This window comes from Terribacillus aidingensis, assembly GCF_040703035.1.
Classification (GTDB): Bacteria; Bacillota; Bacilli; order Bacillales; family Amphibacillaceae; genus Terribacillus.
In genome coordinates this window covers 2,107,421-2,123,325 of record NZ_CP159996.1, presented here as the reverse complement: position 1 = coordinate 2,123,325, position 15,905 = coordinate 2,107,421, and the positions used below count along the sequence as shown (strand labels likewise).

16 protein-coding genes and 1 riboswitch are annotated in these 15,905 nt (G+C 42.3%); all 16 genes read left to right on the top strand.

Features of this window, described 5'->3' with window-relative positions; all coding sequences use genetic code 11:
• Positions 1-60 precede the first annotated feature (60 nt).
• On the top strand, positions 61-954 hold the full coding sequence (locus ABXS78_RS11255; protein WP_366247306.1) for a sugar ABC transporter permease: 894 nt from the start codon (positions 61-63) through the stop codon (positions 952-954).
• 1 nt (position 955) lies between these two features.
• Positions 956-1,795 carry a carbohydrate ABC transporter permease gene (locus ABXS78_RS11250; protein WP_366247305.1) on the top strand — a complete coding sequence of 280 codons (840 nt, stop codon included), beginning with the start codon at positions 956-958 and terminating at the stop codon, positions 1,793-1,795.
• Between the two features lie 15 nt (positions 1,796-1,810).
• A complete protein-coding gene (locus tag ABXS78_RS11245; protein WP_366247304.1) occupies positions 1,811-2,449 on the top strand; it encodes a YesL family protein in 639 nt (212 codons plus the stop codon).
• A gap of 25 nt (positions 2,450-2,474) precedes the next feature.
• Positions 2,475-3,755 (top strand): Gfo/Idh/MocA family oxidoreductase, encoded by a 1,281-nt coding sequence (locus tag ABXS78_RS11240; RefSeq protein ID WP_366247303.1) that lies wholly within the window; start codon positions 2,475-2,477, stop codon positions 3,753-3,755.
• A gap of 24 nt (positions 3,756-3,779) precedes the next feature.
• Positions 3,780-4,559, top strand: a complete 780-nt coding sequence (locus ABXS78_RS11235) for an SDR family NAD(P)-dependent oxidoreductase (RefSeq protein ID WP_366247302.1) — start codon at positions 3,780-3,782, stop codon at positions 4,557-4,559.
• An 86-nt stretch (positions 4,560-4,645) separates the two neighbouring features.
• A complete protein-coding gene (locus ABXS78_RS11230) occupies positions 4,646-5,476 on the top strand; it encodes an amidohydrolase family protein (protein ID WP_366247301.1) in 831 nt (276 codons plus the stop codon).
• A 97-nt stretch (positions 5,477-5,573) separates the two neighbouring features.
• Positions 5,574-7,352, top strand: coding sequence for a sensor histidine kinase (locus ABXS78_RS11225; protein ID WP_366247300.1), 1,779 nt, complete (start codon positions 5,574-5,576; stop codon positions 7,350-7,352).
• Positions 7,327-8,079: a response regulator gene (locus ABXS78_RS11220; protein WP_366247299.1), complete on the top strand. Its 753-nt coding sequence runs from the start codon at positions 7,327-7,329 to the stop codon at positions 8,077-8,079. The genes ABXS78_RS11225 and ABXS78_RS11220 overlap by 26 nt, the downstream gene beginning before the upstream one ends.
• A gap of 31 nt (positions 8,080-8,110) precedes the next feature.
• Positions 8,111-8,710, top strand: coding sequence for an SGNH/GDSL hydrolase family protein (locus ABXS78_RS11215; protein WP_366247298.1), 600 nt, complete (start codon positions 8,111-8,113; stop codon positions 8,708-8,710).
• Positions 8,711-8,813: 103 nt separating this feature from the next.
• Positions 8,814-9,254 (top strand): cell wall hydrolase, encoded by a 441-nt coding sequence (locus ABXS78_RS11210; RefSeq protein WP_095222339.1) that lies wholly within the window; start codon positions 8,814-8,816, stop codon positions 9,252-9,254.
• A gap of 141 nt (positions 9,255-9,395) precedes the next feature.
• On the top strand, positions 9,396-10,256 hold the full coding sequence (locus ABXS78_RS11205; RefSeq protein WP_366247297.1) for a nuclease-related domain-containing protein: 861 nt from the start codon (positions 9,396-9,398) through the stop codon (positions 10,254-10,256).
• A 104-nt stretch (positions 10,257-10,360) separates the two neighbouring features.
• A riboswitch (SAM riboswitch) is annotated at positions 10,361-10,447 on the top strand.
• Between the two features lie 85 nt (positions 10,448-10,532).
• Complete coding sequence (locus ABXS78_RS11200) at positions 10,533-11,270, top strand: cyclase family protein (RefSeq protein WP_366247296.1); 738 nt, start codon at positions 10,533-10,535, stop codon at positions 11,268-11,270.
• A gap of 74 nt (positions 11,271-11,344) precedes the next feature.
• Complete coding sequence (locus ABXS78_RS11195; RefSeq protein ID WP_366247295.1) at positions 11,345-12,511, top strand: hypothetical protein; 1,167 nt, start codon at positions 11,345-11,347, stop codon at positions 12,509-12,511.
• Positions 12,512-12,620: 109 nt separating this feature from the next.
• Positions 12,621-12,968: a hypothetical protein gene (locus ABXS78_RS11190; protein ID WP_366247294.1), complete on the top strand. Its 348-nt coding sequence runs from the start codon at positions 12,621-12,623 to the stop codon at positions 12,966-12,968.
• A gap of 140 nt (positions 12,969-13,108) precedes the next feature.
• A complete protein-coding gene (locus ABXS78_RS11185) occupies positions 13,109-14,092 on the top strand; it encodes a DUF3196 family protein (RefSeq protein WP_366247293.1) in 984 nt (327 codons plus the stop codon).
• Between the two features lie 144 nt (positions 14,093-14,236).
• Positions 14,237-15,526: a trigger factor gene (gene tig, locus ABXS78_RS11180; protein WP_366247292.1), complete on the top strand. Its 1,290-nt coding sequence runs from the start codon at positions 14,237-14,239 to the stop codon at positions 15,524-15,526.
• The last annotated feature ends 379 nt before the right edge of the window (positions 15,527-15,905 follow it).

Below are 15,905 nucleotides of genomic sequence, written 5' to 3'. Positions count from 1 at the left end.
AGACGGCAGCTGAGCAGCTGTCGTTTTGATTACACCTGCAAAAGGAGAGGAGTAAAGTCATTGAGCTCACGTCTAAGAAGCAATCTGTGGGGATATCTTTTCATTGGACCGTTCATCATCGGCTTTTTAGCCTTTACGATCGTACCCATGCTAGCTTCCTTATATTTTTCATTTACAGAGTACGGTTTATTTGATGCCCCAAAATGGATCGGCTTTGAGAACTATATAAAAATGTTCACAGAAGACCCTCGCTATATCAATTCATTGAAAGTCACCATCATTTACGTATTCGCTGGCGTCCCATTGCGGCTTGCTTTTGCCTTACTGGTGGCCATGCTGTTGAATGTCGGATCACGAGCTGTCGGCTGGTACCGGACGCTCTATTATTTGCCTTCCCTTATCGGCGGAAGTGTTGCAGTCGCAATCATGTGGCGCAATATCTTTGGTGATGATGGAATCGTGAATTTAGCTCTTAAGAGTATGGGGATTGATTCGATTCGTTGGTTTGGTGAACCAACAGCGGCATTGTGGATGCTGATTTTTCTTTCCATCTGGCAGTTTGGGTCATCGATGCTGATCTTCCTGGCTGGTTTGAAATCCATTCCGGCAAGCTTTTATGAAGCAGCCAGTGTGGATGGGGCAAACTTCTTCCAGAAATTCTTCCGTATCACATTGCCTATGCTTAGTCCTGTTTTGCTGTTCAACATCATCATGCAGACAATCTCTGCTTTTATGACCTTTGTTCCTGCCTTCATCATTTCCAAAGGGACTGGTGGTCCATTGGATGGTACACTTCTTTATTCTCTGTACTTGTTCAAGCAAGGATTTGAGTACTTCAATATGGGCTATGCGTCGGCGATGGCTTGGGTCATGCTGCTTATTGTAGCCATTTTGACAGGAATCATCTTCTTGACGTCCAAGTATTGGGTGCATTACGAGTCGGAGGGGAAGTAGAATGACTAAAAAACGACCTCGTTATTATCTCTATCACATTCTTGTTGGAGGCTTTGCCATCCTATTGCTTTACCCGGTCATTTGGCTGTTTGTCAGCTCTTTCAAAGAGAGTGGCGATATTTTTATTACAGCTGGATCACTTATTCCGAATCCCTTTACGTTACTGAATTACGCGCAAGGGTGGGAAGGATTTGGAGGATACGGGTTTGGTACGTTCATAAAAAATACGCTTGTTTTTGTTATCTGGATGCTGCTTGGTCATTTGATTTCTTGTTCACTGATTGCATATGGCTTTGCCAGACTTAAGTTCGTCGGACGAGGGTTTTGGTTCATGATCATGCTCGTTACATTGATGCTGCCGTATGAAGTCGTCATGATTCCACAGTACATCATTTTCTCTGAGCTTGGCTGGCTGAATTCATTGAAACCATTAGTTGTACCAGCATTCTTTGGACATCCATTCTTCATTTTCTTGCTCGTCCAATTCATCCGAACGATACCGAGGGAACTGGATGAGGCAGCGACAATCGATGGGGCAAATACATTCCAGATCTTTTATAAAGTAATATTGCCGCTTATCGTTCCTGCTTTAGCAACAACTGCAATTTTCACTTTCTATTGGACTTGGGATAACTTGCTTGGGCCAGTTCTCTATTTGAATAGTCCAGAAAAATATACAGTCTCGATGGCGCTGAATATGTTCTTGAGCAATGAAACGGTATCCAACTGGGGAGCGATGTTCGCCATGTCGATTGTCACACTCGTACCAGTGTTTGTTATCTTCTTCATCTTCCAGCGCTATGTTGTGGAAGGGATCAGTACGACAGGTCTAAAAGGATAGAGAGGAGGAGCTTTTATGGTTGCTATAAATAAAGGTCTTGAATGGATTACAAGAATGGCGTATGCAAATATTCTATGGCTCGTTTTCTTGCTGCCGGGGCTTGTGGTCTTCGGAGTTTTCCCCGCTACCACTGCCCTGCTGCATGTGATGCACCAATGGCTGCAAGGAAAAACGGACTTTCCTATTTTTCGGACTTTTTTACAAACGTATAAAAGGGAGTTCATGAACAGCAATAAGCTGGGATATATCTTTGTGCTGTTAGGATATATCCTCTATCTGGACTTCCTCTTCATCACTTCTGCTGCGAACGCTGCTTTGTACTTCACGATTCCGTACCTCATTGTCACATCTATTGCTTTTTCTGCAAGTTTATATGCATTTCCGATGCTTGTGCATTATGATATGAAGCCGTTTCAAATCGTGAAGCGTTCTTTCTTCATCATGATGCTGAACCCAAGTCAAACGTTTGTCATGTTGATCGGAACGATTGGAGTAGGTTCAATTTTATGGTATTTCCAGGGTCTGGCGTTATTTTTCAGCTTCAGTATTCTTGCATTGATCGTGATGATGCCAGCTGCTAAGGCATTTGAGAGGACAGAAAAGAGATCATCCAAACTCCTGGCCAGGGACATCAACTCTGTCCCAGCGAACTGAGATCACAACAATGGGAGGTTATGCTATGAAAAGGTATGTGCTCGTGGGAACAGGCGGCCGGGCGGAATTTTATTATGGAGCTATGGCAAGGGATTTTAAAGATACATGTGAACTAGCTGCTTTTTGTGACATAAACGAAACAAGGACGGCTTACGCAAACAAGCTGCTGGAAGAAAGGTATCAGCATGCTGCAATACCGTCGTATCCTGCGGCAGATTTTGAAAAGATGATTCAGCAGGAAAAGCCCGATATTGTCATTGTCACGACTATCGATCGAACGCATCACACGTATATCCTCAAGGCATTGGAGCTTGGTTGCGATGTTATTACCGAGAAACCAATGACGACGGATGAAAATAAGTGTCAGGAGATCTTGGATGCTATAGAACGGACAGGAAGAGAAGTCCGGGTGACATTCAACTACCGATATGCCCCGCATAATACAAAAATAAAGGAATTGCTAAGCTCTGGTGTCATAGGGAAAGTAAATTCGGTACATTTTGAATGGGCACTCGATACGACGCATGGTGCCGATTATTTCCGTCGATGGCATCGCGACAAACGAAATAGCGGCGGCCTGCTCGTTCACAAGTCTACTCACCACTTTGACTTGGTGAACTTCTGGCTGGATACAACGCCTGAGCGTGTGTATGCTTCTGGCGATCTGCTTTTCTACGGAAGGGAAAATGCCGAACAAAGAGGAGAAACAAAGTTCTATCAGCGAGCTTATCAAAGTGAACAAGCAAAAAACGATCCATTCGCTCTTGACTTGGAAAACAATGAACATCTGAAAGCGATGTACCTTGATGCGGAGAAAGAAGATGGCTATCAAAGGGATCAAAGCGTATTTGGAGATGGAATAAGTATCGAGGATACTTTGGCTGTGCTGGTGAACTATAAAAGTAAAGCAATCCTGACATACAGTTTGAATGCCTACTTGCCGTGGGAAGGTTTTATCGTCTCCTTTAATGGAACAAAAGGGAGGATCGATGCGCGCATTATAGAGAAGTCCTATGTGAATTCGGGAGGGAGCAAGGCAGAGGAAGGACAGCTGGAGCAATTATCAATCGTTGTCAGTCCTATGTTCGATGTTCCATATGAGGTACAGGTGGATAGTGGAATCGGAGGACACGGCGGAGGAGATACGCTGCTGCTGGAAGATTTATTCGGTAATCCAAACCCAGACCCATTCAACCGTGCAGCTTCTCACATAGACGGAGCAATGTCCATTATGACCGGCATTGCAGGTAATCATTCCTTAAAATCAGGAAATGCAGTGAACATAAAAGAATTGATAGATCTATAAAAACGGTTTGCTTGAATGGAGGATATGTTGGTGGAGAAGACGGCCATCATTTCTGGCGGAGCCTCTGGAATCGGAAAGGCAGCTGCGCTGAAGCTTGCCGATGCCGGTTTCCGGGTTTGCCTGCTGGATGTGAATGAAGCAAAATTGCGAGAAGTTAAATCGGAGATGGAAGAAAAGAAATTCGAGGTAATTACCATCCCCTGTAATATGTCCGACTACAATCAAGTTGAGGCAGCTGCTAAAACAATGATGGAGCAGTGGGGAAGGATCGATGCAGTATTCGCCAATGCCGGAATAGTTGGTGAGACATCATCGATTGAGTCGATGAGTGTGGACAACTGGAGCCAGGTTCTCAGCATCAATTTGAACGGTACATTCTTCCTCGTGAAAGCAGCTATTCCTTACATGAAGCAGCAAGGCGGGAGCATCATCATTACAAGCTCCGTCAGTGGAAACAGAGTCTTTTCTCAAGCCGGATTCTCAGCTTACTCCACCTCTAAAGCAGCACAAGCAGCATTCGCTAAAATGGCCGCATTGGAGCTGGCAAAATACCATATCCGTGTAAATGTCATCTGCCCCGGCGGAATAGAAACAAATTTCAGTGAGTCGATAAAACGATCTCCTGATTTGGATGAAATCAAAGTGCCGGTTGAATTTCCGGAAGGAAGCAAACCATTGGATAAACGATCTGGTAAGCCTGAGGAAGTAGCGGATTTGGTGAAGTTTTTAGCTTCTGATGAATCTAGTCATATTACAGGAACGGAAATATTTATAGATGGAGCAGAGTCCTTATTGATTGGATAAGATATCTGATTTGCGACAAACACCATGAGCTAAGTCATGGTGTTTGTCTGGCATTTCGAGGTCACTAATGAAAGGAGAGCAGATATATGATCATAGATGCTCACCAACATTTCTGGCATAAAACGCATGCTGAAGTTGATTACGGACCAGGCAGCAGGAGCCGCTCTTATTTACCTGAAGATTTAGGGCTAATTCTACATGAACAAAACATAAACAAAACGATAGCTGTGCAAGCTTCACCCACAATAGAAGAAAATGAGTTTCTGTTGGATATAGCTAATACAAGAAAAGAAGTAATCGGAGTTGTAGGCTGGGTTGAATTGAATGATGCCCATGCTGTAGATACTTTCGCTGCCTATAAAAAAGATCCTTACTTTGTAGGAATACGGCCAATGATTCAAGATTTGCCTTCAGAGTGGCTGTTACAAAATACGGTGATCCATAACCTTAGAAAGTTAGCCGACGAGGGTTTTCCGATTGATTTACAGGCAAACCCAAGACATTTACCTGCAATTATTGAGCTGCTAAAAAAGCTGCCTCATATACACTGTGTTATAGACCATATAGCAAAACCTCTTATCGATACCGGACAAATGGAGCCGTGGGCCAGTCATATGCGGAAAATTGCGGAATACCCTAATATCATGTGTAAGGTGTCTGGTCTTGTTCCGGAAAAAGTCGGTTCCAGCTGGACAACTGAAAGTATTTCTCCTTATGCAGAGCTCGTTTTAGAGGTCTTCGGTCCAAATCGGATCTTATTCGGCAGCGATTGGCCAGTATGCTTAAAATCTGCTTCTTACTCAGAGGTTGTCCAGCTGTTTGAGGATACAGTGACAAGTCAATTATCTGCTGGTGAGAAGGAAAATGTTTATTTCCATAATGCAAAACGGTTTTATAGATTAGAAGATATGATGTGAAGTTACTCGAAAATATAGAGGATATCATTTCAAGTGTAGAGAAATTACATTGTTAATAGTGAATTCTTAGCTTGGATATTTGAGAGGGAGTGGCAGCATGAAAAAACTCAAAAGCTTATTTTCCAATCTGAAAATGAAATATAAACTAGTTTGCTTACTCTCTCTCATTCTTATTTCTTTTAGCATAGGTGGATTGGTCCTCCTGCAATATGCCCTCGTTGCATACAATGATGAGATCCATCGTCAGTCTGCGCAGTCATTGAAGGTATCGTCTGCTTTGATCGAAAACGAGATCGAAAAAATGAAAGGGTTTTCATATAGATTAGCTACTGATCCTTACCTGCAGTCTTATCTCTACAATCTAAAAGAAACGGACGATGATTATGAGGCATATCTAATCGGAGTCACGATTAAAAAGAGGCTCGTTGAGTTAGGTGCCTTCGAAGATTCGATAGATTCCATTCAGCTGTACGATACGACAGACCGAGGCTATAGTGCAGGAAACCGTGTCATCACAATCGGGAATGAGCGGCTGCTTCAATATAAACAAGGGACGAATCAAAAAGATGGAGGAGCTGAATGGTTTGCGCCTGATAAAAACGACAAATCATTTGTCGTGGCACGGGAAGTAAATGCTTATCCAGACCTTTCGTTCGAGAGACTGGGCATGATCGTTGTGCGATTTGATATGCAGGATATTGTCTCTTCTTTTGAAAGAAGTCTGGTTGAAAAAGAGATGCAGCTGCTGATCTCCGATTCAGATGGGGAAGTTATCTTCCCGCAGGAAACGACGAAGAAGGAAACGTTTTTAATGGCCAATGTGCAAGGAAGCGATGGATATCAGGTAGTGAATTATGATGCTGATAGATATTTTGTGACGTATTCTTCAGCTGCTTATACAAACTGGACGTATATGATAGCCTCTCCCTACAATCAATTATTCCAGGCAGTAAAGTTGGTGAAAAGCACAGTATTAACGATCTATCTTCTGTTATTTGTGATACTTCTGTTTCTTGGCATTCGCTTCATTAAAGGAATTACCAATCCGATCGAGGCATTGAATAGAAAGATGAAAAGAGTGCAAAAAGGGGAGGTCGAGGACTTTAAGGTGGAAAGTCACGTAAGGTTCTCAAAGGATGAAGCAGGTCAGATGCATGAAAACTTCAATAAAATGATGAACCAGATCCATTCATTGATTGAAGAAAATTATAAGAAGCAGCTCGTGATCAAAGACGCTGAATTCAAAACACTCCAAGCACAAATTAATCCTCATTTTTTATATAACACATTGGAATCGATCAATTGGTCGGCAAGACTAGGTAAACATCAGGAGACGTCACGTATGGCAACGTCACTTGGCTTTATTTTACGATCGTCATTGGAAACCAAAGAAGCTCTCATTCCGCTTGCTGATGAACTGGAAATTGTGAATCACTATATCACGATTCAATCGTATCGTTTTCAGGAACGTCTGCGTTTTCACACCGATATACCTGACTATCTTCTCTCTTGCAAGGTACCTAAATTCAGTCTTCAGCCTTTGGTTGAAAATGCAATAAGATATGGCTTGCAGGAGATTATTGGTGTTTGTACGATAACAATTGAAGCAGTAGAGGAAGGGGAAAATACGTTTATTTCTGTAACAGATGACGGACCTGGAATGGAAAAGGAACTCATTAATAAACTAGTAAGCGGGCATTACCGGCCAAAAGGCACGGGCTTGGGCATCAGAAATATAGATAATCGATTAAAAATCTTGTTTGGTCCGCTATACGGAATTCAAGTGTTGAGTGAGCCAAACGCGGGAACGAAAATCTTGCTGAAGATTCCTTATGAAGGAGGAAGTGATAGTGTTCAAAGTTCTGCTGGTAGATGATGAGCCGATGCTTCTGGAAGGAATATCTTCTATTGTAGAATGGGAACAGCAGGGAACTGTCTTACATGGTACCGCCAGAAATGGATTGGAAGCGTTGGACTTTATTAAAGAACAGACGCCAGACATCGTGATTACCGATATCACCATGCCTGGTCTGGATGGAATGGGATTAATCGAACAAGGGAGAAAAATCTCTCCTTTGATCAAATGGATACTGCTTTCCGGTTATAACGAATTTGAATATGCGCAAAAAGCGATGCGATTTGGTGTGAAGCATTACCTGCTGAAGCCATCTAGCGAAGAAGATATCCATGAAGCTTTAGAAGAAGTCGTCCAAGAACTGGCGGAAGAGAATAAGGAAAAAATGACTGGCAGCCACGCAGAAAAATCTACCAGCTATTCTGCCGTCGTAAATAAAATAATTGCCAGCATAAGAGAGAATATCGAAAACCCTGATCTATCCTTGCAATGGATAGCCAATGAAGTCTTATATATGAACACAGATTACTTAGGGAAATTATTCAAAAAAGAAGTAGGAGAGAAATTTTCTGCTTATGTAATGAAAAGCAAAATTGATAAAGCAGTAGAAATTATGGGTAGTCAGAAGGATATCAAAGTTTTCGAACTTGCAGAGCAATTAGGATATGGAAATAACCCGCAATATTTCAGTCAAATTTTTAAGAAAAGTAAAGGATGCAGCCCGACTGACTGGATAAAAAACAGGTAAGCACGCTGGTATTTAAAAAGGAGGTTTCTAGATGAGTCAAAAATGGGTTTTTATCGGAGACAGTATAACCGAATGCGGAAGGTTCGAGGATCCTCAAGACATAGGCGATGGTTATGTAAAAATGATTCAGGATGAACTGATGCAGAAAAAAGAGGTTGAAATCGTCAATAGAGGAGTAGGAGGCAATCGAGTTACCGATTTGGCGGCTAGATGGGAGGAAGATGTGCTCTCGTTAAAGCCTGACTTAATTTCTATTTCAATTGGAATCAATGACGTATGGAGACAGCTGGATCAGCCTAAAATGGAACAGGTTTATCCGGGTGAATTCAGAGAAGTTTTCGATAAGATCCTGGCTGGAACAAAACATACTGGTGCGGAGCTCTACCTTATGGAGCCGACCATTATCGAGGAAAATAACGAATCAAAAGGAAATCAAATGTTGATTCCTTATGTAGAAATTGTAAGGGAGTTGGCTGCAAAGTATGGCGCGACACTCGTCCCGACTCATACCGCCTTTTTGCAAACAGCGCAAACGGATTTGACAACAGACGGTGTGCATATGACGGACGCCGGTAATAGACTGATGGCTGATACGTGGCTGGAAGCCTTTTTTGCAGCAGAACATAATTGATTGTATCTAAAAAAATGGATCTTCCACACATATGACTAAGCCCTCCTCTAATACAATGACATGAAAGCGGGTCTTTTTCATATGCTGTATGTGGGGTGATAACATGGCAAGAGTACAATACAATAGTTCTGATATCGACTTGATGGCTAGAATGATGCGTGCTGAAGCCGAAGGGGAAGGGCAGCTGGGAATGCTGTTTGTTGGGAATGTCATTGTAAATCGTGCGGTTGCTGACTGTTTGGATTTTGCAGATGTAAGATCGATCAATGATGTTATCTTCCAAGTACAAGGCGGGAATTTCTCATTTGAAGCTGTTCAAAAAGGAAATGTGTTTTACCAGCGAGCGCGTGAACAGGAAAGAAGATTGGCAGAAAGGAATTTGAAGTCCTGGAGACAACAGCCTGCTGCGTATGCACTTTGGTACTTTAATCCATATGCACCATGTCCTCCAACATGGTATGGCCAGCCGTTTGCGGGTCAATTTAAAGACCATTGTTTTTATGAGCCGCAGGCTGGGACGTGTGATAGCGTTTATATGGGTTAACATGAATTGTGAAAAAGGGAATAACCTTATTATAAGGTGTTCCTTTTTTTATTTATCTAATTTAATACATATTATTACATTTAAACTATGGTAAGGTTATCCTATAATAATAATTATATTTTTTATAACTGCAGATTGAATGTGGTAATTGAAAAGAGGCTGATTAAACTGTTTCAAAAGTTGTTTGGTAAAAGTTCTAAGTCACAGAAATCAAATGTAAAATTGGAAAAGCCTAAAACTGAACCAAAAGCAAAGAAACCTAAAATAAATTCAACCAGAATTGGCGAACTTGGAGAGTATAAAATCAATATACAGCTTGATCAACTTCCTAAGGACAGCCGTTATTTAAGTGACGTATTAATCCCTAATTCTCGTGCTAAATCAGGATATTCACAAATTGATCACGTCATTTTTACTTCTAGGGCAATATTTGTAGTTGAAACAAAAAATTACGCCGGAACAATATATGGTGATCGAAATAGAGAGAAGTGGAGTGTGAATGGAAAGTTTCCGATGATGAATCCTTTCCATCAAAATTATGGACATGTCCAAGCACTAAAATCGATTCTATCACTAGAAGAGGAAACGAATATTGTTTCCATTGTCTCATTTACTAGAAGATGTACGTTTAAAGTGAATGAAGAACTGAGAAAAGTTCAATCGAATGATCTCATCGTTTATGATACGGAATTATCGGAGTACATAAACAGAAAAATGAATGTTTTAAGAGTGCAGAGCAATTCTCCTATATTATCTGATGAAGATATTTCACGTATGCACAGTATATTAAGTGAAAAGAACATAAAGGATCCTAATATTAGAAAAGAGCATATTGAAGCGTTGAAACAGAAGAAACATAAAGAGACATCTGCTGTACAGTCTACCAATGCCAAATGTTACATCTGTAATGTCGCAGTCTCTAAAAAGGTAGAGGCCTTCTGCAAGGCTAATCACAATCGATTTAGCGGGAAGGTCTATTGTTATGAACATCAAAGAGGATAGTGGGCTCGAGCAATGTTAGCAGTCGCCAAATATATAACTAGCTATAGTTAATTTTCTTGAACTGTTAAGTGGTTTTACTATATAGTATTAGTTAACAGAATATTCTCTTATCAAGAGAGGTGGAGGGACTGGCCCAATGAAGCCTCAGCAACAGACTATATGTACTGTGCTAATTCCAGACTAGATAAGAATCGGACTACATAATGTAGCAAACCTCTTCTTATTTAGGAGAGGTTTTTTGTGTTCTCTTAAACTATTTATATGAGGTGATAGTTTATGTCAAACGAATTGAATAAAGCGTTGGAAGTATTAAGAGAAAAGAAGTGGGTAGATCTGACGCATACATTTGGTCCTGAGTCTCCGCATTTCTCGGCATTCAATTCTGCAAAGTTCGAAACACTATTCTCCCATGATGATGGCTTCTTCGCCCAGAGCTTTACTTTTCCGGGACAATACGGTACGCATCTGGATGCACCGATCCACTTTGTGCGGGATACACGATATTTAGAAGAACTCGATCTGAAAGAATTGGTATTACCGCTTGTTGTAATTGATAAATCCAAAGAAGCTGCTGCAGATCATGACTATTCATTGTCTGTGGATGATATTCTCGCGTTTGAGTCAGAATATGGCAAGATTGAGCCAGACACGTTTGTTGCTTTACGCACGGACTGGAGCACACGCTGGCCAAACCAGCAACAGATGGATAATAAAGATGAACAGGGAAACAGTCATTCCCCTGGCTGGTCACTGGATAGTCTGAAATTCCTGTATGAAGAACGTAATATCAAAGCGGTAGGACATGAGACATTTGATACGGATGCTGCAGTCGATTTTCAGAAAAACGGTGCGTTGCTTGGTGAATATTATGTGCTGGAACAGGATTCCTATCAAGTGGAGCTGCTGACGAACTTGGATCAGCTGCCAGAAAAAGGTGCGTTCATCTTTAATATCGTTCCGAAAGCAGGAAAAGCGTCAGGATTTCCTGTTCGTTCATTTGCGGTATTGCCATAAAGTTGCTCTCGATATGATTAAGCTGTTTCCAATTCGGTTAATGGGTAAAATACTCACGAAAAGGAGGCGGCAGGATGGATAAGGAACAGAAGTTACCAGCTGTATTCAGTCAACTGGCAGAAAAGCTTCGAGACATAAGCCGAACAAGCAATCATTTAGATGAAAAGTTAAAGTCAGCTTATACAATAGTAGCAACCGATCACCCGCTGGTCAGAGCGGATGGAAGACATGATGATGCAAAAGGTATTCAGCAGCTGTTGAACTTGGCTGATCGAAAGAAGGGCATACATATTGTCTTTCCACCAGGACTTTACACACTGCGCCGTCCTTTACGTCTCAAGCCAAACACGTTCTTTGAGGCGGATGATAATTCTATATTCCGAAAAAAGCATCATGGACCGATGCTGCTGAATTTACGCAGGCGGAATCGAATGCGTGCTTATCGCGGCAATGGCAATCTGATCATTCGAGGCGGAACGTGGGATACAAACTACCCAGCCTACCGTGGCGGCACTAGCTTTGTGCTGGCGCATGCGGAGAATGTGATTATCGAACAGCTGCGGCTGGTGGAGCATGGCGGAGGGCATGCAATCGAATTGAATGCTGTACGTCATATCGAAGTGCGCCATTGTCAGTTCCTCGGCTATGATGACCGTGGGGGAAAGCGCACATACAGTGAAGCAATTCAGCTTGATTTAGCTAAAGCACGCAGGGTTTTCCCGTGGGGAGGATCTGTGTTCGACCAAACAACATGTCAGGATATTTGGGTTCATCACAATAGTTTTGGGCCGTCTGAGACAAAAGGAAGCTGGGGAAGGGCAATTGGATCACACTCTGCAACAGCAGACAGATGGCATGAACGTATTTTCGTGACAGACAATGTAATGAAGGAAACGCTCCAATGGGCTGTCCGTGCTTATTCATGGCGGAATGTTGTTCTTTACAATAATCGAATAGAATCATGCGGTGGTGGGATTGCTATTCATCCAAATCATGTAGACGGCAGAAATGACACGGACAGCAAGAACCGTCCTACTGGGCGCAGCAACCCTATCAAGAATTTCCTGGTCATACAGAACACCATCTGCGGCGGCGGAAATTATGCCTCAGCGATAAGGCTGAAAGGTGATGAGCAGTCACCTATAACTGGTGCATACCTGCGTGGTAATCATGTAGAATCTTATACCGGAAGAGGGGTTCTTGTTACAGGTACAGCGGACGAACGGAGCCGCTCCTTCTAGGTAGTCACCTTGATTATATATAGTTAATTAAATGTAAGTTTTCTGTATATTATGGAGAAAATATGCATATGGGAGTCGATACATGCTACACTTTTGTTGGAGGTGGCCTATGTATTTAGATGAGACGAAACGTTATCGGTTTATTGGATCCGTTCCTTTCGGGAAATACTTCATGGTCCGCATCTATGACCTGGAACTGCAACAGGAATATACATTATCTGATCGGCTTCTGAGTCAATATACAGATAAGCCCTTGAAGGAATTTTACCTTCAGATCAAGCGCAATATCTATGACCTGGAAGGTGATGAAAGTGGTACGGCCTCTGAGCTGGGTGATATGCAGCAGCGGTTGTTTGATTTTCTCGATGAAGAAGAGGAAGACGATGCTACACCTCTCCGCATGGACAATGTTATACCCTTCAGAAGACCTCGGTCTGAGGATCCCAAAGAAAAGTAGGGAATAGTATTAAGAGGCTGTGGATGCATGGATTCACAGCTTTTTGCCATTTTTAAGTTGCAATCTGCGTTTTCTTTGTTACATTTAAGGGTATAGCTGTTATTGGGTCTCTAACTGAAAATCTAATGAGGATGTTGCCGATGGATAAAGAGAATAATGTTGTCCTGTTCCCGGGTCTGAAGACGCGGCTGGAGCGGGAAGGGATGAAGGAGCTGCAGGAGAAGAATTATACCGATGCGATTGGGAAGTTTGAACAGCTCCTCGATTATGGTTACCGTCAGCCGGAAATTCTGACAGGGCGCCTGATATGTTTAATGGAGCTGGGCAGACATGAAGAGGCGGAAGAGATGTCCTTGCAGCTACTGGCTGCCAGGGATAAGGATTACCTGCAATACTTACATATTCATTTGACACTGCTGTTCCAGCTTGGGCGCTACGACGAAGTAGTGGAGCTGCTGGACGAGGTGTATGCAACAGAGAAAATACCGGCGCCGCTTAAGACATCGTTTGACCAGCTGCAGAAGGTAAGCCGTAAAATGGCAGAAGATAAAAGTCAAACGACTGCAGATCAGCTTATACATAATTTCGAAAAAGCACGCAAAGACCAGGATGTTGCCCTGCAATGGCAGCTCATCCAGAAATGCCATTCGTTTGATGTCAGTCCGCATGTACAGAAGATGGAAGCATTCCTGCTTGATGAGGAATCAGATCCGGTTGTACAGACTGCCGTACTGGAGTGGCTAGTCAAGCAGGAAATCGAATTCCCAGTCACGATACATAAGATGAAAGAAACGATGACAGTTGTCCCGGAAAAGCTGGCAACGGTCGATAAATCGGAAGGGATGGAACAGGTACTGCAGCATTTGCATCTTCTTGAGCAGCAGAATCCATCACTTTACGACCTGGTGTATAAGCTATTGCAACGTTATATGTATGTACGATATCCAATGGTTCCATCAGAAGAAGACGGTGCAGTTCTGGCTGCTGCGCTGCAGAAGCTGGCAAGCAGTTATCTGCAAATCGATCAGCCTGCTGTTACCGAGGAGGAAGCACAGAGAATCGCTTCCATGATGGAAGAGATCATTACATTGGAAGCGAAATATCTGACTGTCGCCGAGGAATGACAGAGTTCGTATCGTTAGTGTTGAAAGCGACTATGAATATGTTATAATAAGATGGTTGTAAACCAGTACTAGTTAATAACTTATATTATGCTAGAATTGAGAACGATTAACATGTAACAAACGATAGATGTTGGAGGGAATATTATGTCAGCAAAATTCGAAAGAACAGAAGGCAAGAACGAGGGTATCTTAACAATCACCCTATCTCCTGAGGAATTGGACGCAGCGCTTGATCAAGCGTTTCAAAAAGTAGTTAAACAAGTTCAGGTACCAGGTTTCCGTAAAGGAAGAGTACCACGTAAAATCTTCGAACAACGCTTCGGTGTAGAATCTTTGTACCAAGATGCGATTGATATCGTTCTTCCAGGTGCTTACATGAACGCTGTTGAAGAGACTGGCATCGAGCCTGTTGCACAGCCGGATGTAGATCTTGAGCAGATCGAACAAGGCAAAGAGCTTATCTTCAAAGCTACTGTAACTGTTAAACCAGAAGTAGAGCTTGGCGACTACAAAGGTCTTGAAGTAGAAGCAGAAGATACTACTGTGACTGACGAAGATGTTGAAAAAGAAATCGATGCACTTCGCAACAGACAAGCTGAATTGGTTGTCAAAGAAGAAGGTACTGCAGCAGAAGGCGACACAGTCGTTATCGATTTCGAAGGTTTCGTTGATGGCGAAGCATTCGAAGGCGGCAAAGCAGAAAACCATTCCTTGGAAATCGGTTCTGGCAGCTTCATCCCTGGATTCGAAGAACAGCTAGTAGGTAAAGAATCCGGCAGTGAGTCCGATATCAACGTGACATTCCCTGAAGAATATCATGCTGCGGAGCTTGCTGGTAAAGAAGCAGTCTTCAAAGTGAAAATCCATGAAATCAAAGCAAAGGAACTTCCTGAGCTTGATGATGAATTCGCAAAAGACGTAGACGAAGAAGTAGAATCTTTGGATGCGCTTCGTGAAAAAACGAAAAACCGTCTGCAAGAAGAAAAAACAAATGCAGCGGAAAACAACAAACGTGAGCAGCTGATCAACCTTGCTACTGATAACGCGAAAGTTGACGTTCCAGATGCAATGGTAGATACAGAGCTGGATCGCATGGTTCGTGAATTCGAACAACGCCTTCAAATGCAAGGCATGACTCTTGAAATGTACTCTCAGTTCTCCGGTCAGGACGAAGCTGCACTTCGCGAGCAAATGAAAGAAGATGCTGGCAAACGTGTGAAAACGAACTTGACACTTGAAGCGATCGCGCAAGCTGAAAACGTTGAAGTAACTGACGAAGACGTTAACGCTGAGCTTGAAAAAATGGCTGAAATGTACCAAACAGACAAAGAGCAATTGACTCAAATGCTTGGCGGCAACACAGACGCTATCAAAGATGATCTGAAGTTCCAAAAAGCTATCGATGTATTGGTAGACAACAGCAAAACTGCATAAGACATAATAGAAAAACAAGGCAGCAATCACTGTGCCTTGTTTTTCTAAAAAATAAAACGTATTTTCAGAAGGTATTGTTAACCCTTCTGTGGAATTACGTGCATGAACGGCTTTTTCGTTTACATATACTACATACATATGATTTGACTTTTACAAAAAAAACTCCATAATAAAACGTACCTCTTTTTTCGCGTATGCAGGATTTGCCAAATTGATTCGGAGAGAAATCTTCCTTTGCAGGGTTTACCTGCGTTCATTTAGCTAATACTGTTGGAAAAAGTGTTTTGCTTTTTAATACTGCTGTTATCTGATATGATTGGCTAAAGGAAGGCTGGGCGCATCCAGAATGTGTTTGATCTTTCGAGATATCATATATAGA

Coding starts and splice junctions, on each gene's coding strand:
- ABXS78_RS11250 (WP_366247305.1), top strand. CDS start 956: ATGACTAAAAAACGACCTCGTTATTATCTCTATCACATTCTTGTTGGA.
- ABXS78_RS11245 (WP_366247304.1), top strand. CDS start 1,811: ATGGTTGCTATAAATAAAGGTCTTGAATGGATTACAAGAATGGCGTAT.
- ABXS78_RS11240 (WP_366247303.1), top strand. CDS start 2,475: ATGAAAAGGTATGTGCTCGTGGGAACAGGCGGCCGGGCGGAATTTTAT.
- ABXS78_RS11235 (WP_366247302.1), top strand. CDS start 3,780: ATGTTGGTGGAGAAGACGGCCATCATTTCTGGCGGAGCCTCTGGAATC.
- ABXS78_RS11230 (WP_366247301.1), top strand. CDS start 4,646: ATGATCATAGATGCTCACCAACATTTCTGGCATAAAACGCATGCTGAA.
- ABXS78_RS11225 (WP_366247300.1), top strand. CDS start 5,574: ATGAAAAAACTCAAAAGCTTATTTTCCAATCTGAAAATGAAATATAAA.
- ABXS78_RS11215 (WP_366247298.1), top strand. CDS start 8,111: ATGAGTCAAAAATGGGTTTTTATCGGAGACAGTATAACCGAATGCGGA.
- ABXS78_RS11210 (WP_095222339.1), top strand. CDS start 8,814: ATGGCAAGAGTACAATACAATAGTTCTGATATCGACTTGATGGCTAGA.
- ABXS78_RS11200 (WP_366247296.1), top strand. CDS start 10,533: ATGTCAAACGAATTGAATAAAGCGTTGGAAGTATTAAGAGAAAAGAAG.
- ABXS78_RS11195 (WP_366247295.1), top strand. CDS start 11,345: ATGGATAAGGAACAGAAGTTACCAGCTGTATTCAGTCAACTGGCAGAA.
- ABXS78_RS11190 (WP_366247294.1), top strand. CDS start 12,621: ATGTATTTAGATGAGACGAAACGTTATCGGTTTATTGGATCCGTTCCT.
- ABXS78_RS11185 (WP_366247293.1), top strand. CDS start 13,109: ATGGATAAAGAGAATAATGTTGTCCTGTTCCCGGGTCTGAAGACGCGG.
- tig (WP_366247292.1), top strand. CDS start 14,237: ATGTCAGCAAAATTCGAAAGAACAGAAGGCAAGAACGAGGGTATCTTA.